We start from the raw sequence: 24,664 nt of genomic DNA on the forward strand, positions 1-24,664 counted from the left end.
GCGCGCGTCTATAGCACAGCTCGCGCCAACGAATTGGCCTGGCTCACGTCGGACATATCGTGCCGCTGTCCTTGGCACCGCGGCACTTTCGCGGCAGGCTTGCGGCGTGGCAAATTCCTGGAAAAATTGGTCGGGCGGCGTTGCCAGCGCGCCCAAGCACATCGACTTGCCCCGCAGCGCAAGTGAGCTGCAAACGCTGATGCGCACCACCACCGGCAACCTGCGACCGGTCGGCGCCGGCCACTCGTTTTCGCCGCTGTGCCATACCGACGACACCTTGGTCGACTTGCGCCACCTCGCAGGCGTCATCTCGCACGAGGGTGGCCTTGTCACCTTGCGCGCCGGCACTCCATTGCGCGTCGCGACGCACGCGCTCGCCGCGCTCGGCCTCGCCTTGCCCAACCAAGGCGACATCGATCATCAAACCGTTGCCGGCGTCACCGCCACCGGCTCGCACGGCACCGGCCTCGCGCTCGGCTCGGTCGCCACCTCGGTGCGGGCCGTCACCATCTGCACCCCGAGCGGTGAATTCGCAACCTGGCGCCACGGCGTCGACAACGAATTCGCCGCCGCCGCGGTGTCGCTGGGCCTGCTCGGCATCGCCAGCGAAATCACCCTCGCCTGCGAACCGGCGTACCAACTACAAGCCTCGACCGCGCTCGCAACCACCAGCGCCGCGCTCGCCAATTTTATGGCGCAGGCGCAGGCCAATCGCCATTTTGAGTTGTTCATCTTTCCGCAGGCCGATCGCGCCATCGAAAAAACCGTCAACCGCACCGACAAGACCGGCGGCCTCACCACGCACGACAATGGCCTGCTCGACGACGTCATGCTGTGGGCCGTATGCGCGCTTGGCCATCTGTGGCGCGGCGCCAGCGCACGCCTGCAACGCCTGCTGCTGCGCACCGTCGACGGCGACACCCGCCATGGCGCTGCACATCTCATTTTCCCCAGCGAGAGACGGCTACGCTTCGAGGAGACCGAGTTTGCGGTGCCGCTGGCGCGCGGCCTCGAATGCACCGACGAAATCTTGCACTGCCTGCGCACGCAGTTCCCTGAAATCGCGTTTCCGATCGAGGTCCGCACGGTTGCCGCCGACGACCTGTGGCTCAGCCCATTTTACGGCGAGCCGCGCATGACCATCTCTATCCACGAACGGCCGCACGGCCGCGTACCGGAACTCTTTGTCGCCGTCGCCGCCATCTTTGACAAATACGATGGCCGGCCACATCTCGGCAAACAGCACGCCCTAACCGCGCCCCAGCTCCGCGCGCGTTTCCCGCGCTTTGACGATTTTGCGGCGCTGCGCCGCCAGATTGACCCGCAAGGCCGCATGCTCTCGCCGCGGCTCGCCGCCTGGTTTGGTGACCTATGACGCAACATCTCGCGCTGCAAACCTTTTTACGAAGCCACGGCCGCGGCCTGCCCACCGCGGTCGTCGATACCGGAGCGCTGCATCACAACGCCAACGCCTTGCGCGCCTCGTGGCCGGCGGGCCACCACCTGCGCTTTGCCGTCAAATCGCTGGGCTGCCTTGAGGTGCTGCGCCTCTTGCATCGCGACCTCGCCGCGCTGGGCGATGGCCCGCGCTTCATGACCTTTTCGCCGCACCACATGTTGCCGGTGCTGCGCGCGTTTCCCGGGGCGCATATCATGGCCGGCAAGCCTATGCTGGCGACAGCGCTGCGCCAATGCCTCGCCGACCTTGTGTCCGATAACCGGACAAATCTGGGACGCGTGCAATTTCTCGTCGACGGCGACGAGGCGCTCACCGACGTCGCGACGGCCGCCTCCGCGCTCGACGTCACCGTGCAGATTAGCCTTGAGCTCGATATCGGTTTGCGGCGCGGCGGCATTGCCACCGCTGATGAATTGCAGCGCTTCCTCGCCTTGCTGGCGCGTTATCCCCACGTTCAGCTAGCGGGCACCATGGGCTATGACGGCCACGTCGGTCGCCTGCCAGGCATCGTGCAAGCCGCCGCCGAGAGCGCGCAGCAGGCCCGCGCCCGCTATCACGAACTGCTCGCGGTGTTGCAGCACGCGCACCCAACCACCGAGCTCGTGCGCAACGCCGCCGGCAGCCTCAGCTACCAACTATATCGCGAAGGCAGCCCGGCCAACGATCTGACCGTCGGCTCGGCACTAATCAAGCCAACCGGCTTTGATCACCCGCACCTAACCAGCTTTGAGCCCGCGATCTACCTCGCGATTCCCGTGCTCAAAGCCGACGCGAACTTCACGCCCCCCGGTCCCGCTTTGCTCGGCCGCGCGCTGGCGCATTGGCCGCTGGGTCGCAAGCAAAGCGTGTTTGTCGAAGGCGGCGATTACCTCGCCGATCCTTGCTATCCGCCAGGCCTTGCGCTCGATCCATTTCTAGGCCACTCGCGCAATCAGGCGCTGTACCTCACCACGCGCAGCGACCACCCCCCCTTGCGGCGTGGCGACTACATTTTGCTGCGCCCGCGCGACAGCGAATATGCGTGGGAGGCCTTTGGCGAGGTCCTACTTTGGGACGCCACCGCTGAACATTCGTCGCGCTACGTCCCGACGCTGCACGGATGTGGTTCCCCGGTGACACCGGCTGACTAGCATCCTAAGTAGCTAAAACACCTCGTTCCCGCTCGCTCTCGGCCACTCACCAATCCGGATTAGAACATGTAACTATCTGTAATTACTTAAATGATGTATTTTCTGGCAGCCTTGCCTGCCACCATGAGCGTCCTTTATGACGCAGGTGCTAACTACAAATCTTACTTGCGGCCCGGTCTGGCTGCGTGGTAATTCCCAAATTGCAGAACGTTCTCGGTTTCAGCCCCCCCTGCGCCCTTGACTCAAGGCGCAGCACCGGCCCCCGGCGCGGTATGTAAGCAGCGATTCGCTGCAACCTTGCGCTTAGGTAGCGGCTTCTTAGGGGCGGGGTTTTCTGAATAGATGAAGCCGAGAAGAGACATGTAGAGATGAACAATCGATTGTATGTAGGTAATCTTTCTTTTCACACCACCGAAGATCTTCTTCTTCAAGCGTTCGCCCAATACGGCGACGTTGTCGAAGCCAAGCTCATCCTTGATCGTGAAACGGGCCGCTCGCGCGGTTTCGCATTCGTGACGATGGCAACGCCTGAAGGCGCCAAAAAAGCCATCGAAAGCATGGACGGCGCTGCCCTCGACGGCCGCAACCTCCGTGTTAACGAAGCCGAAGAGCGCAAGCCTCGCGAAGGCGGCGGCGGCTTTGGCGGCGGCGGCGGCGGGCGTAGCTTCGGCGACGCCGGCGGCGGCGGCGGCCGTGGCGGTCGTGGCGGCGGTGGCGGCGGCCGTGGCGGGGGGGGGGGGGGGTTTTTTTTTGGGGGGGGGGGGGGGGGGGTGGGGGGGGGGGGGGGGCGGGGGGGGGGGGGGGGGGGGGGGGGGGGGGGGGGGGGGGGGGGGGGGGGGGGGGGGGGGGGGGGGGGGGGGGGGGGGGGGGGGGGGGGGGGGGGGGGGGGGGGGGGGGGGGGGGGGGGGGGGGGGGGGGGGGGGTGGGGGGGGGGGGGGGGGGGGGGGGGGGGGGGGGGGGGGGGGGGGGGGGGGGGGGGGGCCGGGGGGGGGGGGGGGGGGGGGGGGGGGGGGGGGGGGGGGGGGGGGGGGGGGGGGGGGGGGGGGGGGGGGGGGGGGGGGGGGGGGGGGGGGGGGGGGGGGGGGGGGGGGGGGGGGGTTTTTTTGGGGGGGGGGGGGGGGGGGGGGGGGGGGGGAAGGGGGGGGGGGGGGGGGGGGGGGGGGGGGGGGGGGGGGGGGGGGGGGGGGGGGGGGGGGGGGGGGGGGGGGGGGGGGGGGGGGGGAGGGGGGGGGGGGGTTTGGGGGGGGGGGGGCCGGGGGGGGGGGGGGGGGTTGGGGGGGGAGTTTTAAACGCAGCGGCCCAATTGATCCCGGCCGGTCGTATACCGCAAGCGACTAACGTCGAGGGCGTGGCGCGCCGGAGCGTCCGCCATTGCCTGGGCGTCCGCCACCACCACCTGGCCGGCCGCCGCCGTAGGCCTGCGATGGCGCGGCCTGGGGCGAGCGACCGCGGCTGCGGTTGTATGGCGTCGCTGAGCGATAGGCGTGATCGTCGACCGCGGGCACCTCTTTCTTAATCAGGCGCTCGATGTCGCGCAGCATGTCGTGCTCTTCAGTGTCGCAGAAGGCAATCGCGATGCCGTCGCTGCCGGCGCGCGCGGTGCGGCCTATGCGGTGGACATAGGTCTCGGGCACCTCAGGCAGGTCGTAGTTGATGACGTGCGAAATCTCGTCGATGTCGATGCCGCGCGCCGCGATATCGGTGGCGACCAGGACGCGCACCTTGCCGACGCGAAAGCCCTCGAGCGCGCGCTCGCGGGCGCCCTGCGACTTGTTGCCGTGGATGGCAGCCGCGACCACGCCGGCCTTTTCGAGGTGCTCGGCGATGCGGTTGCAGGCGTGCTTCATGCGCGCAAACACCAGCACCCGCTTCATGCTCGGGTCATCAAGCAGATCGACCAAGAGGTGGCGCTTGTTGCCGCGATCGACGAAATACACCGATTGCTCGATGCGCTCGACCGTGGACGAAACCGGGGTCACCGCGACGGTCTGTGGCGAGACGAGCAGCTGGTCGGCAAGCTCCTGCGCCTCGGGCGGCATGGTGGCGGAGAAGAACAAGGTCTGCCGCTTGCCCTTGGGCGGGATGAGCTTGATGATTTTTGACGTCGTGGATAAAGCCCATATCGAGCATGCGGTCGGCTTCGTCGAGCACGAAGATGGTCAGCTGATCGAGGCGGATCGCGTTTTGCCCGACCAGGTCGAGCAGGCGACCCGGCGTGGCGACGACAATGTCGACGCCGGCGCGCAGCGCGCGTTTTTGCGGCTCAATGCCAACGCCGCCAAAAATCACCGTGGTTCGCAGCTGGAGGTTCTTGCCGTAGGTCATAAAGCTCTCGCCGACCTGCGAGGCGAGCTCGCGGGTGGGCGTGAGGATGAGCGCGCGGACCGGGCGGGCCCCCTTAGGGCTCGAGCCGTCGGTGACCAGGCGCTGCAGCATAGGCAGCGCAAACGCCGCCGTCTTGCCGGTGCCGGTTTGCGCCAGACCGAGCAAATCGCCGCCGGTGAGGACGTGCGGAATGGCGCGCAATTGGATAGGGGTGGGTTGGTCGTAGCCTTGCTCGGCGACGGCGTCCAAAATGGGCGCTATAAGCCCAAGGGATGAAAAATCCATGGCGCCCGTACTGCCACGCCCACGCGCCGTTGGCTAGACCAAGTTTGCGTTAATGTAGCCCCGGCCAGGGACCGCCCGGTGCCGCCGCGCCACCGTGCCTCCGAGCCTCCGAGCCCCTAGCGCAGCAGCGGCATGACGGCGGCCAGGCCAAGCAAAATGATGACGAAGCCAATGACGTCAAAGATGATGCCGTTGACCACCATCTGACGAATGCTCACCTTGCCGGTGGCATAAGCCAGCGCGTTGGGCGCGGTCGAGACCGGCATCATAAAGCCAAAGCTTGAGCCGAGCGTGGCCCCCATGATTGCCGGCAACGGATCGCCACCGGCGGCAAGCGCGAGCTGCGCCGATAGCGGAGCCATCAGGGTCGCCGTTGCGGTGTTGCTGGTGAGTTCAGAAGAGACAATCGCCACCGCAGTAACCAAGGCAGCAATGCTCCAAGTGGTGCTGACGCCGGTCCACGCCACCATGTTGTTGCCGATGGCAGCCGATAGCCCGGTCTTGTCGGAAAGCGAGCCGAGCAGCATGCCGCCGCCAAAGAGCAGAATAATGCCCCACTCGATCTGCACCGCTTCGTGCCACAGCAGCGCGGGACGGCGCTGCCCAGATTCGGCGTCGCGGCCGCCCGGCAAGACAAAGAGGAGGCAACCAGCGAGCACCGCCACCACGTCTTCGTGCAGGCGTGCCTTGAGCCATTTGGCAAGGGGCGTGCCGGGCGCGAACGCCTCGACGACGCTCGGCAAGAGCCATCCGACCATCGCCACGCACACCGCAACAATCACCGACCATTCACCTGGCGAGAGCTTGCCGTGCGGGCGACGCTGATGCTCGAGCGGATTGCCAATAACAGTCCGGCCCACTTCGGCGCCCACCATGCGCCAACGCAGCAGCAACATGAGCGCCACAAACATGACGATGGCGAGCGGGATGATCGCCGTCATCCATTGCAGAAATGAAATCCCAAGCCCTTGGGTCTCGAGAAACTTCATGCCGATGAGATTGGGCGGCGTGCCGACCGGCGTCAGCAGGCCACCGACCGAGGCGCCCCAGGCCACGGCGAGCACGAGCGCGGCGGCAAATTGCTTGGATGGCACGTGCGTCGCGGCAGCGAGCGCGATCGGCAGCACGATCGCCGTGGCGGCGGCGTTTGACATGATGCCCGACATCAAGAACGACACCGCGCCGGTGAGAAACAACAACGCATATGCGCTATTGGCCCGGGTTATCATGGCGCTCGCCATGCGCTCGCCTATCCCATGAATGCGCAGCGCCTCGGCGATAAAAAATGAGCCGACAAAGAGAAACAAAGGCGGTGAGGAAAAGGTGGCGAAGGCTTCTTTCGTGGTGACAAGCCCCATGAGCACCGCGCCGCACGCCACGACCAGCGCCGTGACCGCAGGCGGCAGGGCCTCCGACAGCCACCACACCACCGCCAGGCACAGCAGAGCGCCAGCGCAATGCAGCGGCGTCGTCCCTGCCACCAACCACGCCGTCGCCGCGAGCAGCCCGCCCCATAAACCGATGTGCCGCGTCACACCGATATTGCTAGCATAAGTGGCGGCAGCGCACGATGTCGGGCGCACTCCCACTCGACCGCCAGGCGCGAAATGCGCCGTGAGGCGAGTCGCGCCCCCTAGCTCCTCGCGTGTTATCACTGAGAGGCGTCGGCGCCTATGCAACCTTCATCATGCCCTCAAGCAGCCAAGTTCACGCGTGCGAAGCAGCGCCCCGCCGCAAGCAGCCTGGCCATCGCGGCGCTGACCGCCTGGGTGGTTGGCTGCGTGGATTCAGGCGAGTTCGCGACGACCGAATCCTCATCGCACGAGATCATTGGGGGCACGGAGGTGCCCGCCGGCGAACTGCGCGCGGTGGTCCCCATGTTCATTCTCTTTGCGGGCGGGCTGTGTACGGCGTCGATTATCGGCCCCACATATGCGCTCACCGCGGCTCACTGCGTCTACGACGCGCCAGAGCTCGAGAAGGTCGCGATCGCCATCGACGGGGTCATCCACAACGCCACGGCCCTTCATGTCCACCCTGGTTATGGGCAAGGCGATACGATTATCCATGACATCGCCGTTATCGAATTCTCCCCGGCGACGGAGATAGCGCCACTGCTGCTGCGGCGCACGCCGGTCGAGGTAGGCACGGAGGCGATGTTTGCCGGGTACGGCTACACGACCCCCGCCGATGCCGAGGGGAATTTCGCCGGACAACCCGGCACGCTGTATCGATATAGCGAACCGATCGCGTCATGCGCGACATGGGAAGCCAATAGCGGGCGAAACCTAAGAGACTATCGCCAATTCTGCATTCCGCAAACCGACGGCACCGGCACCTGCAGCGGCGACAGCGGCGGGCCTGCGATTGTGTACGGCAAGGGCCCACCGCGGATCGCGGGCGTTACCTCGTATGGCGATAAGGACTGCACCGAATTTGGCGTCTCAACCCGCGTCGACTGGTATGCATTTTTTATCGACACCGTGACGGGGGGCAGCCTACCTGGCGCCTTTACGGGCGACGCCGCCGAACGTGAGGCTCGCCCAGCGTGCAGCGGCGGTCGCTGCGACCCCGATGCCATGTTCACCGGCGGGTGCAGCACGACCACGCCCTCGCCGAGCGCGACCGCTATGGGGCTATTGGCAACTTGGTTGGCGCAAACGGCGTTTCGATATCGGCGAAGAAATCGTTGCCCTTGTCGTCGACCACGATGAACGCCGGGAAGTCGACGACGTCGATCTTCCAGATGGCTTCCATGCCGAGTTCGGGATATTCGAGCACCTCAACGTGCTTGATGCAGTCTTGCGCCAGGCGTGCGGCGGGGCCGCCGATGGAGCCGAGGTAGAAGCCACCGTTGGCCTTGCACGCGGCGGTAACTTGTTTGCTGCGATTGCCCTTGGCGAGCATGACCATGCTGCCGCCATTTTTTTGCAAGAGATCGACGTAGCTGTCCATGCGCCCGGCGGTGGTGGGGCCAAAGCTGCCCGAAGCATAGCCTGCTGGTGTTTTCGCGGGCCCCGCGTAATACACGCAACGTTCTTTCATAAAGTCGGGCAAACCTTCGCCGCGATCGAGGCGTTCCTTGAGCTTGGCGTGGGCGATATCGCGCGCCACGACCATCGGGCCCGAAAGCGATAGCCGAGTCTTGATGGGGTACTGCGAGAGCGTGGCGCGGATCTCGCTCATCGGACGATTGAGGTCGATGCTGACCACCTCGGTTTTCAGGTCGTCGGGCGTCACCTCAGGCAGATACTGCGCCGGATCCATCTCGAGCTGTTCGAGAAAGATGCCGTCCTTGGTGATCTTGCCCAGCGCCTGGCGATCGGCGCTGCACGAGACGGCGATCGCAACCGGACAGCTCGCGCCATGCCGCGGCAAGCGCACCACGCGCACGTCGTGGCAAAAATACTTGCCGCCAAATTGCGCGCCTATGCCGGTGCGCTGCGCTAGCTCGAGAATTTTTCCTTCAAGATCAACATCGCGAAAGCCGCGGCCGAGGGCATTGCCGCTGGTTGGCAGCGCGTCGAGATAGCGCGCCGACGCCAGCTTGGCGGTCTTGAGCGCGTACTCCGCCGACGTGCCGCCAATGACCACCGCCAGATGATACGGCGGGCACGCCGCCGTGCCGAGCGTGCGCAGCTTGGCCTCGACAAAGGCCAGCAGGCTCGTAGGGTTCAGCAGCGCCTTGGTCTCTTGGTAGAGATAGCTCTTATTCGCCGAGCCGCCGCCCTTGGCCATGAAGAGAAATTTATATTCGTCGCCCTGCGTGGCGTAGAGTTCAATTTGCGCCGGCAGATTGTTGCCGGTGTTGACCTCGGTATACATGTCGGTCGGCGCGAGCTGCGAGTAGCGCAGGTTTGAGGTTTGGTAGGTGTCAAACACGCCGCGCGCGATCGCCGCCTCGTCGTTATAGCCGGTAAACACACGCTGCCCTTTTTTGCCCATGACAATCGCCGTGCCGGTGTCCTGGCACATCGGGAGCACCCCGCCCGCGGCAACGCTGGCGTTTTTAAGCAAGTCGAGCGCGACGAAGTGATCGTTGGGCGACGCCATCTTGTCTGCCAAGATATTGGCGAGCTGCCGCAAATGCCCCGGCCGCAAGTAGTGCGCGATGTCGTGCATAGCGGCGGCGGTAAGCCGCGACAAGGCTTCCGGTGCCACTTTCACGAACGTTTCGCCACCAGCCTCGAAGGTCGAAACACCGTCGGTGGTGATCAGGCGATAGGGCGTGGCATCGTCGCCGAGCGGCAGAATGTCTTGAAATTCAAAATTGGGCATGGCGTTGGCCCGGATATACTAGGCGGCCCCGCGAAACGCAAAACGCTCGCGGCGGTTGTCGCTCCGGCGGCGCCAGCCTATGCTCACGACATGTCCACGCCGTGCGATCTAGTCGGTGGCCCAGAGGCAGTGCAGGCCCTCGCCGCGCGATTCTACGACGTCATGGAAGCCCGCGAACCGGCGTTGACCGCGGTCCACGCCTGCGATGCGCCTGGCAAAATTGCCGCCGGGACGCGGGCGCGCTTTGGCCTGTTCTTGGTTGGCTGGCTCGGCGGGCCGCAAACCTATATCGAACAACACGGCCATCCGCGGCTGCGCATGCGCCACGGCCAGGTGCCGATCGATCTCGCCATGCGCGACGCCTGGCTGCGTTGCATGCAGGCCGCCATGGACGCGCAGGGCATCGCGGGCGAGGTCCGCGCTTTTCTCGACACGCGCTTTGCCGAGGTCGCAGATTTTCTGCGCAATCGCCCTGACTAGCAATTGTAACGAATCGTCAACGCAGGACATTACCTAAGTTGAGGTTGCTTGGTGGGCGCATTGGCGAGACATTGCGCGCGAGCTAATCCTCAAGGAATTATCAATTTATGAAACGTTTTCTATCACCGATCGCATTTTCCCTGCTCGCGCTTGCCTCTTGTCCCGCCTGCAACAAGACACCCGACCTCAGCCCCATGAAGGCGCAAGCCGAACAGCTCGTCGCCAAGTACCTGCCCAAGGTGCAGGCGATGACCACGCAACTCGAAGGCCTCGCGACGCGCGCCAAGACGCTGCCCGAGAGCCTGCCAGGCGTCGCCGACCTCAACAAATTGATCGCCGACCACCAAGGCAAGCTCGGCCAAATCAAGAGCCTGCTCGACAACGCCGCCTCCAAGGTCACCGATGGCGTGAAGGCCGGAAGCAAAGAGCAAATTGCCAAGATCGTCACCGAGCTGAACACCGACGTTGGCGCCAGCATCAATACGATCACTACCGATCTCACAACGCTTGCCGGCAAGCTCGAAGAACTCGAAAAATCTGGCAACTCAATCGGCGGGATGTCGGCCACGCTGTCGACCGGCTTTGAGATTAAGGCCTCCAGCATGGGCCTCGAAAGCCGCGTCCTCGCGTTTCTTGCCGACGCCAGCAAGCCTATTGACGAAGCTACTTGGTTTGCCTTTGAGGCCTTGTCGTTCAAGGAGGGCAGCGCCGAAATTGAGCTTGAAACGTCACAGGCCCAACTGACCAACCTGGTAGAGATCTTGAAGGCCTACCCAACGGCCACCATCAAGATTGGCGGCTACACCGACAACGTCGGCGACGCCAAGGCCAACCTCGCGCTGTCGAGCGAGCGCGCCAACGCCGTGCTCAAGGCAATTGCGGCCGCGGGCATCGACGAGAAGCGCCTCAGCGCCGAAGGCTACGGCTCGGCGCACCCAGCGTGCGAAAAAGACGCGTCGGAAGAATGCCTGGCGCAAAACCGCCGCATCGCGATTCGCTTCATCACGAAATAAATCCTGGAGGCGCGACGCCGCTAGCGCTCAAACCGGGTAAAATCACCGGGTGAGCGCCGCCAACGATACGCCGATGTTTCGCAGCCAGCGGTTTCCGACCAAGAAGGTCGTTGCGATCGCGCTGGCCGCTTTGCTGGTGTTGCTGGCCGGTTATTCGTTCGTGCGCACCTTCACCAAGAGCGAGGGCACGCGCAGTGGCCTGCTCTTTAAGATCTCACGCACCGGCTATGTATTTAAGACGTACGAGGGGCAGCTGCATCTCGGCGGCAGCGCCATGATGACGCCGCAGAGCGTGTGGAATTTCTCGATCAAGGACAAGGCCGTCTACGAGGAGCTACAAAAATACGAGGGCGGGCAAGTCAAGCTGCACTATCGGCAACTCGTCGACGCCTTCATGTGGCAAGGCAACACGGACTACATCGTCTACAAGGTCGAGGCCGGCCCGAACGTTCCTCGATAGGGTGGCGGCGCATCGGCATTTGGGTCTACCATGCCTGCCGGAGGATCATTTATGAAAGCACTGCTACTACTCATGGCCACTCTTGTTACCGCGACCAATGCCTTAGCCGGCTCGATCCGCATCGAGAACGGCGACTCAAAGGCGTACACTATCAAGCTCAATTGCAGCGGCAGCAAGTCGTCGTTTGAGGTGCGGGCGTCGACGACGGCAACCTATACGTTTCACTCGACGCATACCAGCTGCAAGCTCGACGGCGGCGACGTCGCGTTTCCCAATGCCGAGCTCAAGGACGGCGAAAAATACAAAATTAAAGACGCCACGGCCAAGGCGAATTAGGCCGCCTGCTACCTAGGCAGCGCCGGCATGACCGTCCTCGCCATGAACAAGCCCGCCGGGGTGGTTTGCTCGCGCGTCGATCAACACGGCGGCGGCACCGTGTTTGAATTCTTGCGGCCGCAGCTCACGCCGGCGCAGCGTCGCCGCACATGGCATTGCGTCGGGCGGCTCGACAAGCAGACCACGGGGCTCTTGTTGTTTACCGACGAGCCGGCCTTTGTTGCGCACGCGACGCAGCCCGAGACCCACCTTCCCAAGACGTATATTGCAGATGTTGGGGGCGACGCCACGCAGGCCAAACTCGAGCCGCTGCGCAACGGCATTACGCTGCACGACGGCCCCTGTCGTCCCGCGCGCGTGGAGGCGCTCGCCGCCCGGCAGGTCCGCATCACGATCACCGAGGGGCGCAATCACCAAGTCAAGCACATGTTGGCCGCGGTGAAGCTACCGGTCTTGCGCCTGCATCGCGAGGCAATTGGATCTTTGGTATTGCCGTCCTCGCTGGTCGCCGGCGCAATCGTTGAAATTGATCAGGCGATGCTGCAAGCCCATCTCAACTGGCCGACGCGTCTTCTTCTTTGAGGCGCGGCACGGTTTCTTGGGCCGGATATTTGCCGCGCTTTTCGGCGTAGAAGGCGCGGATTTGCGCCATGTCGTGCGCGACGTCGTCGCTGGCGTAGACGAGAGGACCAAGGCCGCCCTCTTTGCGCTCGTAGTCGAGAAACGCCAGCAAGATGGGAACATTCGCGGCCTTGGCGATGTGATAAAACCCGCTCTTCCAATGGTCGCGCTTGCTGCGCGTGCCCGACGGCGCGACGACGAGATACATCTTGTCGGCGGCGCGCACGGCCTGCGCGATCTTCTCGACTTGGTTGCCAGGCTTGCTGCGATCGATCGAAATGCCGCCCAGCCAGCGCATAAACCCGGCGAAGGGAAAGCGAAACAGCGACGACTTGCCCGCCCATGAAATGCGAATGTCCATCGCCCACGCCACCGCCAAGGCAAACGGCAGATCCCAATTGCTCGTGTGCGGTGACGCAATAAACACGGCGTACGGCGAATTAGGCATGTCGCCAACGGTCTTCCACCCGGCGACGCGAAGCCACAGTTTGCCGCATGAGCGCAGAAACCATCCGGCGCGCGGGCCAGACGCTGGCGTGGCGTCCGCGCGTGTGAACGGCGAGATCGCCTGAACCTGGGCCCGGGCCTTGGTTGCTATGTCCTCCATGCCGTCGCTTAGGGCTTCGACGGAGGCAGCGAGCGAGGCCTTAAGGGCGGCGGTGTCCACGGGGTGATCGGAGGTCTTTTCGCTGCTAGTCGCGCCCATCGACGAGGTGTAGCCCATGGCCAGGGGACGACTCAAGGGCAAAAAGGCTGCCCGAGCCTCCCAACTAGCCAAAATCACACGACGCGGCGTGTTGAGAGTTCCGCGCCCATGGCATGACAGGTGTCTATGTAGGCATAGGTCCACCGTGACAGGCCACCGGCGGTGGCTTATCATCGTGGGCCAATGACGCAACCACAAACCTACGGCGCCACGCGCCAGTGGATGGCTCTCTTGATCGCGCTGCTTGCCGCCTCGTGCGGAAGCGATAAGACGGGCGCTGATCCGGACCCCTTGCAGCCACCGGTGTGCAACGCCACCGATAGCGACGGCGACGGACTTTGCGACGACGACGAGGTTGAGAACGGCACCGACCCCAATAACCCCGACAGCGACGGCGACGGCCTCGAAGACGGCCTCGAACAGGTTGTGGGCACCGATCCAAATAATCCTGATACCGATGGCGATGGCGTCTCGGATGGCGATGAGGTGTTTCTCGGCATGGACCCGCTACAGCCCGACGAGGCGTGTACGTCCGCCGAGGCGCAAGCCGAAAGCGTGATCGCGCCGGTCGACATTATTTTCGTCATCGACAACTCGGGCAGCATGACCGAGGAAATTCTCGCCATCCAAGAAAACATCAACACCGACTTCGCGGCGATTATCGGTGCCAGCGGCATCGACTATCGCATCATCATGTTTGGCCACCACGGCAACTATGCGTCGGGCCAAAACATCTGCATCTCGACGCCGCTGTCGGGGCATAGCTGCTCGCCAATTCCGGCGGTGCCAATCGACACAACCAACTACTTCCATTACAGCCAAGAAGTCGGCAGCAATAACTCGCTGACCTTGCTCATCACCAAGTACGCCTCTGCCGATACCGACGGCCGCCATGCCGCGGGTTGGGGGCAATGGCTTCGCCCGGAGGCGCTCAAGGTGTTCGTCGAGATCACCGACGACCAAAGCACGGGCACGTACAATTCGTACACCTTGTTTGATGCAGCCTTGCTTGCGCTTGATCCCGAGCAATTTGGCACCGCCGAAAATCGCCGCTACGTCTTTCACTCCATCATCGGGGTCGTCGAAAAGGACCCAGTCACCGCGGCCTATGCGCCAACTGAGGCGGTTGCCACCTCTGCGTGCTCGACGGCCGTAAATGCCGGCTCGGTTTATCAGGAGCTCAGCCGACTCACCGGCGGCCTGCGTTTTCCACTTTGCCAAACCAATAGTTACGACGTGGTCTTTAACGCCGTGGCGCAAGACGTAATCGACAGCGTCTCGCTGCCATGTTCATTTGCCATCCCCGAGCCGGCCACCGGCACCATCGATCCAGATCGAATCATCGTCAACTACACGCCAGGCAATGGTGGCGACCCCATTTCGCTGACCCGCGTGATTGACGAGGCCGCCTGCGTCGACAACGGTTGGTTTCTCAGCGCCGCCAACACCATCCAGCTCTGCGGCAGCGCCTGCGCCATCGCCGAAGCCGATGCCGAAGGCGCGATTAGCGTGCTCGCGGCGTGCGGCAGCGCCGGGCCGTCGTAGGGGTCGCGGTGAGCGATTCCACATCTATATTTTCGTCGCGCCTGGGCTATGTGCTCGCGTTTGGTGCGGTGGTCCTGGGGCTCGCCGTAATGGGTCTACAAATGTGGCGACTCTACGGCAAGATTGACGCCTTTCCGCGGTTTTCCGTGCCGGGCCAGACAGACGTCGAATTGGCGGCCGGCGAATACATTTTGTATGCCGAGCCGCTGCCAGGATCGATCCTCACCAACATCTCCGCAACCTGAGGCGCGCTCGACGCCACAGAAACCAAGGTAGCGTTGGCGACCCCGACGGGAAGGACCGAGTATAGCCGGGGTGGCCACCACGGCGTCAGCATTTTTGCCGCGTCGATAGCAACCTCGGGCAAGACCCGCTTTCAATGCGAAAGTGACGACACGTTCCAAATCGCGATTGGCACCGGCCTTGGGCTGGGCATCGTCGCCTCCGTCCTCAGCGCCTTCGCGGGCTTTGGCGTTGCCGTCTTTCTCTTCTTCAAAACCTTCCTCCGCCGCAAACGCGATCAGCAAGCCGTCTCAGCCTAGTGCCGGCATCCGAGCTAGTCGTGCTGGAGGCAACTGACCCCAATCGACATGATCTTGGCGCTGGGGAACCACGCCGCGGTCACGCTGTATGGCGAGGCGTCCAAACACGCGCAAAACGAGGCCTACGTCTTTGAGAAGCTCGAGTAAAGCATCTCGTGGACGCGCGCGCAGGGCGATTTCGATACTCGCAAACGCAGCTGCCTGACACAGCACAAGTGGAGGTAGCTGTTAGCGCGTTGGTCGCTCGAAGCGGCGTGCGACACATATTCGGATCAGGCGTGTAGCCACGCGAAGCAGCGGGTGTCGCATCTTCGTTTTGGCGCCGTCGAGAGGCTGTTCACCGTACCGCGCTTCCAACTCGATGGGACGGTGCCGAGCGCCAGGCGGCGCGTTTCGTGGTAGGACCTAGCCATGAGCACCCGCGAATTAACCGAAGCGAATTTCGACGAAGCCGTCGACAAGGGCATCGTGCTCATCGACTGGTGGGCCCCATGGTGCGGCCCGTGTCGCGCGTTTGCGCCGGTCTACGAGGCGGCCTCGGCGCAACACGCCGACATCGTGTTTGGCAAGGTCAACACCGAAGAGGTGCCGGCGCTCGCGCGCGAGTTTGAGATTCGCTCGATTCCGACCATCATGGTTTATAAAGAAGGCGTCTTGATCTTCGCGCAAGCTGGGGCGCTGCCGGCGGCGGGGCTTGAGGAACTTATCAAAGGCGCGCGCGAACTCGACATGGTCAAGGTGCATGCCGAGATTGCGGCGCGCGAGGCGAGCGAAGGCGCTGCCGCGGCACCCGCAACCGACAAATAGAAGCAAGCAAATTGGTCGGTTTGCGATCGCGCGTGAAGATCCCGAGCAGATCTCGAACAGATCTCGCTTCGGGAAATTCAGCTCGATCTATTTTTTGCGGCGATCAGTAAACAAGATCAACGATCTACCGATCGGGATCGGATCCGATCGCGCAGAACGCGTTGATCCGTGTCAGGCATCGGATCTAACGATCGCGGCATGACCCTCGCAGACCTCGTTTCGGAGCTCGGCTCGCAGATGAAGCTTCGCGTTCACCGCAACGACAGCGTCGAGCTATTGCGGCAGGCAGGCATCGGCGTGAGCCGCGATGCGCGTGGCGCCGCGCGTCTCGGCCAGGCCCAAGCCAGCGCGCCAGCCGCGCCTCGCCGCGGGGCGGCCCGATAAGCAGCGCTTGCGCGCTCGCGCTGGCCGCGCTATGTGCGAGCTGTCTTGTTGCATCGCCTCGCGCCTCAACCGATCGTCGACGAATTGCCGCGCGGGCTGGTCGACCCCGCTGACGGCCAACAGCCGCACCCCTTGGCCATCCGTGCCGCGGCGCAACTGCGCGCCTGGTTGGCAACCGCGCGCCTTGGCGATGATGCGCTCGCAACCACGCTCGGCGCGCCGGGCGGTGGCAAGATGTTTGGCGTGCTGGTCGTGCGCGACGCCGCAGGCGACGTTGGGTATCTGCAAGCGTTTTCTGGCATGTTGGTCAGGCGCTGGCACGTCGAGGGCTTTGCGCCCCCGGTGTTTGACGATGCCGCGCGCGCCGCGGTATGGACCAGCGGCGAGGCGCAGCTGGCGGCGCTTACCCAGGCCCATGCCGCCGTGCAAGCAGACCCAGCCTTTGTCGCCTTGCGGCAGGCCGAGCTGGGGTGGCGTGAGGCACAGCGCGTGCGAGGCGATGGCTTGCGCGAGGGCCTGCGACAAAACAAGGCAGCCCGCCACGCGCGCCGCGAGAGGTTGCTGCAAGCAGGCGATGCCAGCGCACCCGAGGTGAGACAGGAGCTAGCACAACTTGAGCGGCAAAGCCGCGCCGATCGCGCCGCGCGCCGCGCCTTCGAGGGGGCGCACGCCGCCGAGGCTGCGACGTTTGCGACCGCCATGGCCGCCCACACCGCAGAGTTAGCGCGCCTTGCCGCCGCGCGCTCCGCGCTATCGGTGGAGCTCACCGCGCACATTCACCACACCTACCGTTTTAGCAATGCGCTCGGCGAGACGCGGGCCTTGCGCGAGCTTGCCGGCGCCTCGCCACCCGCGGGCACAGGAGATTGCGCGGCGCCCAAATTGCTGATGCGCGCGCATGCGCTGGGGGCCACACCGCTGGCCCTCGCCGAATTTTTGTGGGGCGGCGAGCCCGCCGATAGCGGCAAGCTTGCGGGGATGTACTACGAGCCGTGCCGCGCGAAATGCGGGCTCATTTTGCCCTTTTTGCTGCGCGGCCTAAACGTGCTGCCAAGCGTCAATGCGACGACCGCGGCCACAACACCCGCGGCGGCGTTGCGCGTGCTGTTTGAGGACGAATGGCTGATTGCCGTCGAAAAGCCCGCCGGCATGCTTTCAGTGCCCGGTCGCGACGAAGCGTCGATGGCGCCAAGTGCCCAGGATTGGTTGCAGGCACAAGCGCACGCCAGGGTTGCTGCGACGTTTCCACGCGTCGTGCACCGCCTCGATATGGACACCTCGGGCATCTTGCTAGCCGCCAAGGATGCGCCGACGTTTGCCGCGATGCATCGCCTCTTCGCGGCGCGTGGCGTTGCCAAGAAATATATTGCCGTGCTCGACGGCGAGCTCGAAGCAGAGGACGGACGAATCGATTTCCCGCTAGGCCCCGACCTCGATGCGCGGCCGCGCCAGCAATGGGATCCCGCCCACGGCAAGCACGCGGTGACCACGTGGACGACGTTGAGTCGTGGCGACGGCCAAACACGCGTCGAATTTTCTCCTCATACCGGGCGCACCCACCAGCTGCGCGTTCACGCCGCGCACGCACGCGGCCTCGGCGCGCCCATCGTCGGCGATCGCCTGTATGGCCGTGCAGGAGGGCGTCTTTTGCTCCATGCCGTCGAGTTGCAATTTTCCCACCCGCACACCGGTGCGGCAATCTGCCTGCGTTCCGAACCGACGTTCTAAGGCCGCCCGCGGCGTTATAGCGCAACGGTGGTGATGGTCTTCATCTGTGCGGCGAGAAAGTCGCGAAGCACCTCAACCTTGCGCGGCAAATGCTTGACGCCCGGAAACACCAACCACACGTTGCCGCTCTGCACGTTGTGCTTGGGCAGCACACGCGTCAAGCGGCCCGCCAGGACGTGCTCGTGCGCGAGATATTCCGGCAAGACGGCGAGACCCGCGCCCGAGGCCGCCATTTCGCGTGCGAACATCATGTCGTCGCACATGACGGCGCCCTTGGGCCGCAGCGAGACCGGCCCGCTCGGGCCTTCGAGGCGCACCATCGGCGTCTGTCGAAATACCACCCATTCATGGGCCGCAAGCTCGTCGATGGATTTCACCGCGCCGCGGCGGGCCAGGTAATTCGGCGCCGCATACAGGCCAAGCAGCGCACTGCCAAGGTTGAGCGCCGCGAGCTGCGAGTCCTTGAGTGGCTTGCTGGAAATTCGCACCGCGAGATCGATGCCTTCGGCGACGAGATCGACCATCGAATTCGACAGCCGCAAGTCAATCTCGACTTTGGGGTAGCGTTGGGCAAAGCGCGCGAACATCTCGGCGAGCACGGTGGTGGCAAGATCGCTGGGCGCCGTGACTCGCAAGATGCCTGAAGGCTGGGCGTCGCCATCTGGGGCATCGGCGACGGAGAGTTGCAACGCTGCCAAAGCATCGGCGACGCGTTCGTACAGCGCGGTGCCTGCCGTGCTGAGCGAGACGTGCCGTGTGCTGCGATGAAACAGGCGGGTGCCAAGGCTAGCCTCGATGGCGACGATGCCGCGGCTGATCGTCGACTTGGGCACGCCGAGGCGCTGCCCCGCGCGCGAGAAGCTATGGGTCTCGGCGACGGCGACGAACATTGGCAGGAGGTTCAGGTCGATTGTTCCCATTTGGCAACAATGTAACGCAAGGGTGTGCCGCTTGGCGACGGCGCGGGTACCATGCGCGTATGCCAATTTCCGACCTGTCACAGCCAACGCCGCTTTCGGCCTTGGCCGTGCCGGCGGCCGCGGCGCGAGACATTCGCGTGCTGCTCAAGCGCGACGACCTGCTTGCGCCGCAACCGCTTGGCAGCAAGCTGCGCAAGCTTGCGCCCCTCATCGCGGAAATGCGGCGGCACGGCGCCTGCGGCCTGCAAACCTATGGCGGCCCGTTCTCAAACCATCTGCATGCCGTGGCCGCGCTTGGCCACGCCATGGGGTTTGCCACGCATGGCATCGTGCGCGGCGAGCAGCTGCGAGACACCCCCACGCTGGCTGATTGCCGCGCCTGGGGCATGACGCTTACGCCCATGGCTAAGCGAGATTTCGACCGCGTTGTAGCGACGGTGGCCGCACATGACCATGCCAACCCCGTCGACGGTGCCAGGCCTTGGTACAACGTTGCGCCAGGCGCCGCTCATCCGCTGGGCGTGACAAGTTGCGCGCAACTTGGGCACGAAATCGCGACGCAGGTTGCGGCGGCCTATCCCGAGACGCAGCACTTGTTAGTCGTAGTTCCCGCGGGCTACGGCACGACCGCGGCCGGCGTTATTGCAGGGTTGGCGCAAGCGAAGCGCACCGCCACCGTGTGGGTGGTACCCGCCGGCGCGGGACCGATGCACGCGAGCCTCGCCGATATCGCAGCCAAGATACCTCAGCCACCAGGCTTCATCACGCATGCCATCAAGCGTTCGCGCTTTGCCCGCTTTGCCGATGCGGATCCGGCATTGCTTGCCCTTGCGGCGCAGTTTGAACGCGACCACGGCATTGCACTCGATCCGATCTACACGGTGAAAATGATGGACGTGATTGACGCCGCGCTGCAACGCGGTGACCTCGCGCGAGGCACTACGGTTGTCGGCATCCACACGGGTGGCTTGCAAGGCTGGCGCGGCTTCGTGCGCCCTGCGGCCACGCCTTAGCCGTAGCGCCCGTTACTTGGTCTCGACCGTGCCGTCGGCGTGCTTGGCAAAGCGCCCCTGCCCCACCGGATGCACCGGATCGTCGCCCTGCCACGGCCAGCCGCCAAATTGCGTGCGCCGATAATCGGCTATCGCCTGATGGATCTCCTCGGCGGTATTCATAACGAATGGGCCGTATTTGGCAAGCGGCTCGCCGATCGGGCGGCCCTGCATATACAGCAGCTCGGCCGCGGTCGCGCCATTCTTGATGCGCAGGGCGCCATTGCCTACGCTGATGCCCGCGTGCTCCGCCGCAGCGCGGCCGTTGACCTCCACGCCACCTCCGCCTTTCGCACCTGCGAAAAAATACAGCGTGCGATTAAGGCCCGTCGCGTCCGGGGTTGGTAGCTCAAGCGCGGCATGCGGGGCCATCTCGATCGCCCACAAGGCGACGTGATTGTGAGGATCGGCCGCCCACGAGTTCTTTGGCGGCGCGGGTGCGGGCGTGTCGCCAAACGCGCCGGCGATGACGCGCACGCGACTCACTAGGCCCGCCGCATCTGCAACTTCAACACGCGCAATGCCTTCGTGCCACAACATGGTGAACTGCGGCTCGACCATCTTGTGATGGCTAGGCAGGTTGAGCCAGATCTGAAACAACTCGGCGTGATTTTCCGCGTCTTGGCGCAAGAGCGGAAACATCTCGCAATGCACGATGCCGCGCCCCGCGGTCATCCACTGCACGTCGCCCTCGCCAAAACGCGCGGTCGCGCCGAGTGAGTCCGAGTGATCGACCATGCCCTTGCGCATGAGCGTGATGGTCTCAAACCCGCGATGTGGATGGGCCGGGAAGCCCGGAATGCGCGTCCCGTGATACATGCGCCACCCGTCCTTGCCCGCAAAGTCGCTGCCAAGCTCGCGCCCCGCCAGCGAGGCATCGGGGCCCATCTGCCCGTTGCTGCGAGGATAGCGGTCGAGGTGGTGGGCACAGAACAAAAACGGGTCAGCCGTTTCCCAATGCATTTCGGAAATCGGAAAGACCCGCACGATTGGCGCCTGGGCCACGGTTTTGGTCGCAATTGTCATGGCTCAAAGGTGGCATAAACCTCTGCCGACGCAAGCCCGCGGCGGCGCCAACCCTCGCCGTTTGGCTAAACGCCTCCGCGAGGCCTAAGCGACCTTGGGCGGCCAGAAACCGCCAAGCGCATCTTCCACCAGCTTGCCCGCGCGCAAGACCAAAGCATCGGCCCCAACGCGCCCTGCGATCTGTACGCCAATGCCGGCTCGGCTGGGCTCAAAGCCAACCGGCAGCGAAATCGCCGGTTGCCCGCTGACATTAAACGGCGCGGTATAGGCGCCCATGCCCAAGATGTTGCGAAATGTTTGCTCAGGCGTGCTGCTGTAAACAGTGCCGTGCCGCGGCGTTGTCGAGGCGATCGTCGGGGAAATCCACAGATCGTAATTACCAAACCAGTGCAACACCTGCTGCTCGACCGAGAGCCGCATGCGCACCGCGTCGGCCAAATCGATGTCGCGCCCACCGAGCCGTAGCCACTGCGTGAGCGGCTGCATCTTGCTTTCGCTGAGCGCCGGAATGTTGGCGAGCAGGCGTTTCCAGATCAAAATAAACTCGGCCTCGGTTAATGCCACCCACGGCTGGGGCTCGACCACACAGCCCGCGTCTTCAAAGATCTTGGCGACCCGCTCCGCCGCGGCGGCATGGAGCGGATCGGTCTCGGCCAGCGGCGTGCCAGTGCTCAGCGCGATGCGCAACGGCCTCATCGGCGCGGTAAGGCCCTCGAGCAAGCCCATCGGCCAGGCGGTCAGCAAGTCGGTAAAGGCCGCGGCATCGCTAACCGTGCGTGCCAACGGCCCCGTGACCGACAGCCGCAGCTTACGATCCGGCGGCGCATTGTGGACGCCAACGCCACGCGAGTGCTTAAAACCAACGACGTGGTTCACCGAGGCGGGAATGCGAATGCTGCCGCCGCCGTCGGAGCCATGGCCAATTGGAATCATGCCGGCGCCAACCGCGCTTCCCGTGCCGCCGCTGGAGCCACCCGCGGTATAGCCTGGCGCATGCGCGTTTTCGGTCGGTGCGTGTAGCGAGGGCTCGGTGACCGGCATCGCGCCAAACTCCGAGGTCGCCAGCTTGCCCAAAATGATCAGGCCCGCGGCGCGCAGGCGCGCGGTGCTGTCGTCATCCTTGGGCGCGATAAAATAGCGAAACGACTCCGACCCCATCTGCGCCGGCATCATCCGCACCCATCCGAGATCTTTGATCGCCGTGGGGACGCCCGAAAGCAGCCCCGTGGTAAGTGGCGTCGCCTTGTTGCGGGCAAACGCCCGATCCCACATCGTCGCCGCGAGCAACGCCCGCTTGTCGGCGATATAGGTAAACGCATGATGGGACGGATTTTTCGCCGCGACCACCGCGAGGTAATGCTTGGTCAATTCGACGCTGGAAAGCTGACGTCGCTGCAGGAGCTGAGCCTGCTCGAGCGCGCCAAGGGTTGCAAGCTGCGCGATGACGCCGTGGCTGGAAACAGACATGGGGCCACTATAGCGGCCCCATGCACGGTGTCTATCGCGAACCGCGTTTAGCGCGACTAACGGGTGACGACGGCGTTTACCGACACGACCGTGTTAGCGGTGCGCGTCCGAATGCGCACGTAGTAGGTCCCCGCAGCCGGATTGGTCAGCGTGCACGTCTCGTTCGAGCTGCCGACCGCGTCCGACTTGCAGTCGTAGGTGTACACGGTCGGGTTTTGGCTGCGGCGCACGAAGAGCTGCGCATCGCCCGTGCCGGTGGTCTGGACGACCAGCGACTTGGTGCCGGCCTCCACGGTGACCGCGGCGTACTTGGACTTCCAGGCCGACGTGGCGTTCATGTTGTGGTTGGTGAGCAGCACCAAGTTGGTGACGTTATCGACGACGTCGATGGCCTTGGCAAACAATGCCTTGACCTCGCTGTATTTGATGAGGCCATTTTGCCTGCGAAGGCGATGGAGCGCCGGTGGCGTACCAGGCGAAATCCGGGTGATTGGTGCGGCTGCCGCCGAGCCATTCGCCGCCGAGAATCTTGCCATTGTTATCGGTTTCCAGGATGTAGGCCACGTCGTCGCAGGTGGTGTAGCTGCTTGGGCTGTGGCTGGTGCGCGCCGGGCTCGACTCGACGATATAGCAGTACTCTTGCTCGACCTCGAAGAAGCGCGTCGCGGCGGTGTTGTAGGTGTACGAACCGCTGGCGTCAGGCTTGGTGTAGGAGACGCTGATCTTAGAGGTGTCGGCGTAGCCAAGCACGCCAACATGGATGGTCTCGCCTGCGGCAACCGTAATTTCGCACTCCTCGTTGGAGTTGCCGGCATACGGGCGACAATCATAGGTCTCTTCGGTAGGCGCGCTGCCTTTGCGAACATATAGGTCAGCATCGCCATCGCCGGTCATCCGCACGGTGTAGGGGCCAGCCGCTGGAGAAAACGACTTGCGCGACCACGCGCTCTTGGCGACGTCGCTGGTGGCAATGAGCGCCGTGCTGGCGACCGTCAGGCCCAGCCTCGCGGCGGCCTGCGCCTTGGTCAGCTCTGGCAGCTTGCCGTCCACCGCATTGGTGACCTCGAAGCTGCTCATCGGTTGATTCCACACCTCGTCGTCATACGTGCGGTCGAGCACGAACGCCTGCTTGCGGAGGCCAATCATGTTGGTGGTGAGCACGTGCCATGCACCGGGATTCATGTCGCGGCACTCGCCATCGATGACGCGGCCGCTGGCGTCGGTGGTCGGATCTTTTTTGTTGCAGCGCGACGACAAGAACTTCGTCGGCACTTCGGTGTACATCAGGGACATCAGGCCTTCGAGGTCACCAGGATAAAAGGTGACGTCACCCGAGCCATCGGCCTTAGGGACCTTGACCGCCTTGGTCGGCGCGAGCTCTTTGGTGGCCGCAGGCGCCCAACCATGACAGATGCCCCACCAGCCGGGAATGCAGCGCTTCATCGCGCCATCATAAGATGCGACGCAGCTCGAGCCGTCTTCGAGGTCGGTGCAATCTGAGTTGGTCTCGCACGTTTTGCGCCAGCTCGCGGACTTGACGCCCGTGGTGCGCGACACTTGCTCGACCGTTTGGGGACGACCAAACGCCGCCGCCCATTTCTCGGCGGGGGAGCCCGACGAATCCCACTTATGGTTGAGTGAGTCGCGCGCGGTGGCCCAATAGTCACCAGGCCATGGCGCCGTGGCCACCTCGCCCGCGACAGGCAATTGGTGCACCAAGATCAAGAACGTCGAATCAACGCGGGTCGGATCGTTGGCCGAGTCCCACGGCTCTTTGTCTTGATCCTCTATTAGATCTTCTGGTTCGAGCTGTTCATCGGGCGCCTCGCTGGCCCCCAAACATGCCGAGAATGCCAACGTGGCACCCGCCGCGGCGATCATCGCCGATACCTTCCTCATTGATAGTTGCTTCATGGATCTTTCTCGCTGTTATGCTGCAACGCGCCAATGCACGTTGCATGCCAGCGAGGTCTCCTGACCCCGCCTGATTAAGCTCGCGAATTAATTGTCCCAAATCACCACAACGGACAAACCACAAGTCATCCGCAACTAAACTGGCCAGCGCTAGCAACCTAACTAGCCAGCTAGTCGACCAGTCGC

Annotated in this window: 25 protein-coding genes and 1 pseudogene; 16 read left to right on the forward strand and 10 right to left on the reverse strand. The window is 64.2% G+C overall.

Annotated elements, in window-relative coordinates:
• The first annotated feature begins 106 nt into the window (after nt 1-106).
• Together IPL79_10340 and IPL79_10345 are read left to right on the forward strand one after the other, a co-directional pair.
• Nucleotides 107-1,375: an FAD-binding protein gene (locus tag IPL79_10340; GenBank protein ID MBK9071386.1), complete on the forward strand. Its 1,269-nt coding sequence runs from the start codon at nt 107-109 to the stop codon at nt 1,373-1,375.
• Entirely contained in the window at nt 1,372-2,589 is a 1,218-nt protein-coding gene (locus IPL79_10345; protein ID MBK9071387.1) for an alanine racemase, read from the forward strand. The genes IPL79_10340 and IPL79_10345 overlap by 4 nt, the downstream gene beginning before the upstream one ends.
• A 242-nt stretch (nt 2,590-2,831) precedes the next feature.
• On the opposite strand, the gene IPL79_10350 is transcribed toward IPL79_10345, so the two are convergent.
• Entirely contained in the window at nt 2,832-3,020 is a 189-nt protein-coding gene (locus IPL79_10350; protein ID MBK9071388.1) for a hypothetical protein, read from the reverse strand.
• Between IPL79_10350 and IPL79_10355 the strand changes: the two genes are divergently transcribed.
• Complete coding sequence (locus IPL79_10355) at nt 2,958-3,878, forward strand: RNA-binding protein (protein ID MBK9071389.1); 921 nt, start codon at nt 2,958-2,960, stop codon at nt 3,876-3,878. The two genes, IPL79_10350 and IPL79_10355, sit on opposite strands and share 63 nt — an antisense overlap.
• 45 nt (nt 3,879-3,923) lie before the next feature.
• Here IPL79_10355 and IPL79_10360 read toward each other — a convergent pair.
• Together IPL79_10360 and IPL79_10365 are read right to left on the reverse strand one after the other, a co-directional pair.
• Nucleotides 3,924-5,199, reverse strand: a pseudogene (locus tag IPL79_10360) (DEAD/DEAH box helicase).
• Between the two features lie 116 nt (nt 5,200-5,315).
• Nucleotides 5,316-6,734 (reverse strand): DASS family sodium-coupled anion symporter, encoded by a 1,419-nt coding sequence (locus IPL79_10365; GenBank protein ID MBK9071390.1) that lies wholly within the window; start codon nt 6,732-6,734, stop codon nt 5,316-5,318.
• 138 nt (nt 6,735-6,872) lie between these two features.
• Here IPL79_10365 and IPL79_10370 point away from each other — a divergent pair, with 138 nt between their 5' ends.
• Nucleotides 6,873-7,913, forward strand: coding sequence for a trypsin-like serine protease (locus IPL79_10370; protein ID MBK9071391.1), 1,041 nt, complete (start codon nt 6,873-6,875; stop codon nt 7,911-7,913).
• On the opposite strand, the gene IPL79_10375 is transcribed toward IPL79_10370, so the two are convergent.
• Nucleotides 7,828-9,477 (reverse strand): fumarate hydratase, encoded by a 1,650-nt coding sequence (locus tag IPL79_10375; GenBank protein MBK9071392.1) that lies wholly within the window; start codon nt 9,475-9,477, stop codon nt 7,828-7,830. The two genes, IPL79_10370 and IPL79_10375, sit on opposite strands and share 86 nt — an antisense overlap.
• A 90-nt stretch (nt 9,478-9,567) precedes the next feature.
• Here IPL79_10375 and IPL79_10380 point away from each other — a divergent pair, with 90 nt between their 5' ends.
• From IPL79_10380 to IPL79_10400, 5 genes are all read left to right on the forward strand, one after another.
• Nucleotides 9,568-9,957, forward strand: coding sequence for a group II truncated hemoglobin (locus IPL79_10380; protein MBK9071393.1), 390 nt, complete (start codon nt 9,568-9,570; stop codon nt 9,955-9,957).
• Between the two features lie 107 nt (nt 9,958-10,064).
• Nucleotides 10,065-10,970, forward strand: coding sequence for an OmpA family protein (locus IPL79_10385; protein MBK9071394.1), 906 nt, complete (start codon nt 10,065-10,067; stop codon nt 10,968-10,970).
• A 49-nt stretch (nt 10,971-11,019) separates the two neighbouring features.
• Nucleotides 11,020-11,430, forward strand: a complete 411-nt coding sequence (locus IPL79_10390) for a 6-phosphogluconate dehydrogenase (protein ID MBK9071395.1) — start codon at nt 11,020-11,022, stop codon at nt 11,428-11,430.
• Nucleotides 11,431-11,481: 51 nt separating this feature from the next.
• Entirely contained in the window at nt 11,482-11,766 is a 285-nt protein-coding gene (locus IPL79_10395; GenBank protein MBK9071396.1) for a hypothetical protein, read from the forward strand.
• 27 nt (nt 11,767-11,793) lie between these two features.
• Nucleotides 11,794-12,348, forward strand: coding sequence for an rRNA pseudouridine synthase (locus IPL79_10400; protein ID MBK9071397.1), 555 nt, complete (start codon nt 11,794-11,796; stop codon nt 12,346-12,348).
• Here the strand turns inward: IPL79_10400 and IPL79_10405 are convergent.
• Nucleotides 12,320-12,994: a lysophospholipid acyltransferase family protein gene (locus tag IPL79_10405; protein MBK9071398.1), complete on the reverse strand. Its 675-nt coding sequence runs from the start codon at nt 12,992-12,994 to the stop codon at nt 12,320-12,322. The genes IPL79_10400 and IPL79_10405 overlap by 29 nt on opposite strands.
• A 282-nt stretch (nt 12,995-13,276) precedes the next feature.
• Between IPL79_10405 and IPL79_10410 the strand changes: the two genes are divergently transcribed.
• From IPL79_10410 to IPL79_10435, 6 genes are all read left to right on the forward strand, one after another.
• Nucleotides 13,277-14,638: a hypothetical protein gene (locus IPL79_10410; protein MBK9071399.1), complete on the forward strand. Its 1,362-nt coding sequence runs from the start codon at nt 13,277-13,279 to the stop codon at nt 14,636-14,638.
• Nucleotides 14,639-14,646: 8 nt separating this feature from the next.
• A complete protein-coding gene (locus tag IPL79_10415; protein ID MBK9071400.1) occupies nt 14,647-14,883 on the forward strand; it encodes a hypothetical protein in 237 nt (78 codons plus the stop codon).
• A 33-nt stretch (nt 14,884-14,916) separates the two neighbouring features.
• On the forward strand, nt 14,917-15,180 hold the full coding sequence (locus tag IPL79_10420; protein MBK9071401.1) for a hypothetical protein: 264 nt from the start codon (nt 14,917-14,919) through the stop codon (nt 15,178-15,180).
• 411 nt (nt 15,181-15,591) lie between these two features.
• Nucleotides 15,592-15,987 (forward strand): thioredoxin, encoded by a 396-nt coding sequence (trxA, locus tag IPL79_10425; GenBank protein ID MBK9071402.1) that lies wholly within the window; start codon nt 15,592-15,594, stop codon nt 15,985-15,987.
• Between the two features lie 198 nt (nt 15,988-16,185).
• The gene (locus IPL79_10430; protein MBK9071403.1) at nt 16,186-16,371 is read left to right on the forward strand and encodes a hypothetical protein; all 186 of its coding nucleotides are present in this window, start codon (nt 16,186-16,188) and stop codon (nt 16,369-16,371) included.
• Nucleotides 16,372-16,416: 45 nt separating this feature from the next.
• Nucleotides 16,417-18,099, forward strand: coding sequence for an RluA family pseudouridine synthase (locus IPL79_10435; GenBank protein MBK9071404.1), 1,683 nt, complete (start codon nt 16,417-16,419; stop codon nt 18,097-18,099).
• Between the two features lie 14 nt (nt 18,100-18,113).
• On the opposite strand, the gene IPL79_10440 is transcribed toward IPL79_10435, so the two are convergent.
• A complete protein-coding gene (locus tag IPL79_10440; GenBank protein MBK9071405.1) occupies nt 18,114-19,010 on the reverse strand; it encodes a LysR family transcriptional regulator in 897 nt (298 codons plus the stop codon).
• A 68-nt stretch (nt 19,011-19,078) separates the two neighbouring features.
• Between IPL79_10440 and IPL79_10445 the strand changes: the two genes are divergently transcribed.
• Complete coding sequence (locus IPL79_10445; GenBank protein ID MBK9071406.1) at nt 19,079-20,032, forward strand: pyridoxal-phosphate dependent enzyme; 954 nt, start codon at nt 19,079-19,081, stop codon at nt 20,030-20,032.
• Between the two features lie 12 nt (nt 20,033-20,044).
• Here the strand turns inward: IPL79_10445 and IPL79_10450 are convergent, their stop codons facing one another.
• From IPL79_10450 to IPL79_10465, 4 genes are all read right to left on the reverse strand, one after another.
• Nucleotides 20,045-21,034 carry a pirin family protein gene (locus IPL79_10450; protein ID MBK9071407.1) on the reverse strand — a complete coding sequence of 330 codons (990 nt, stop codon included), beginning with the start codon at nt 21,032-21,034 and terminating at the stop codon, nt 20,045-20,047.
• 147 nt (nt 21,035-21,181) lie between these two features.
• Nucleotides 21,182-22,564: an amidase gene (locus tag IPL79_10455; GenBank protein ID MBK9071408.1), complete on the reverse strand. Its 1,383-nt coding sequence runs from the start codon at nt 22,562-22,564 to the stop codon at nt 21,182-21,184.
• Between the two features lie 56 nt (nt 22,565-22,620).
• The gene (locus IPL79_10460; protein MBK9071409.1) at nt 22,621-22,968 is read right to left on the reverse strand and encodes a PPC domain-containing protein; all 348 of its coding nucleotides are present in this window, start codon (nt 22,966-22,968) and stop codon (nt 22,621-22,623) included.
• Nucleotides 22,937-24,478: a pre-peptidase C-terminal domain-containing protein gene (locus tag IPL79_10465; protein ID MBK9071410.1), complete on the reverse strand. Its 1,542-nt coding sequence runs from the start codon at nt 24,476-24,478 to the stop codon at nt 22,937-22,939. Before IPL79_10465 ends, IPL79_10460 begins: the two co-directional genes overlap by 32 nt.
• Between the last annotated feature and the right edge of the window lie 186 nt (nt 24,479-24,664).

It is taken from the genome of Myxococcales bacterium, assembly GCA_016716835.1.
Lineage (GTDB): Bacteria > Myxococcota_A > Polyangia > Haliangiales > Haliangiaceae > JADJUW01.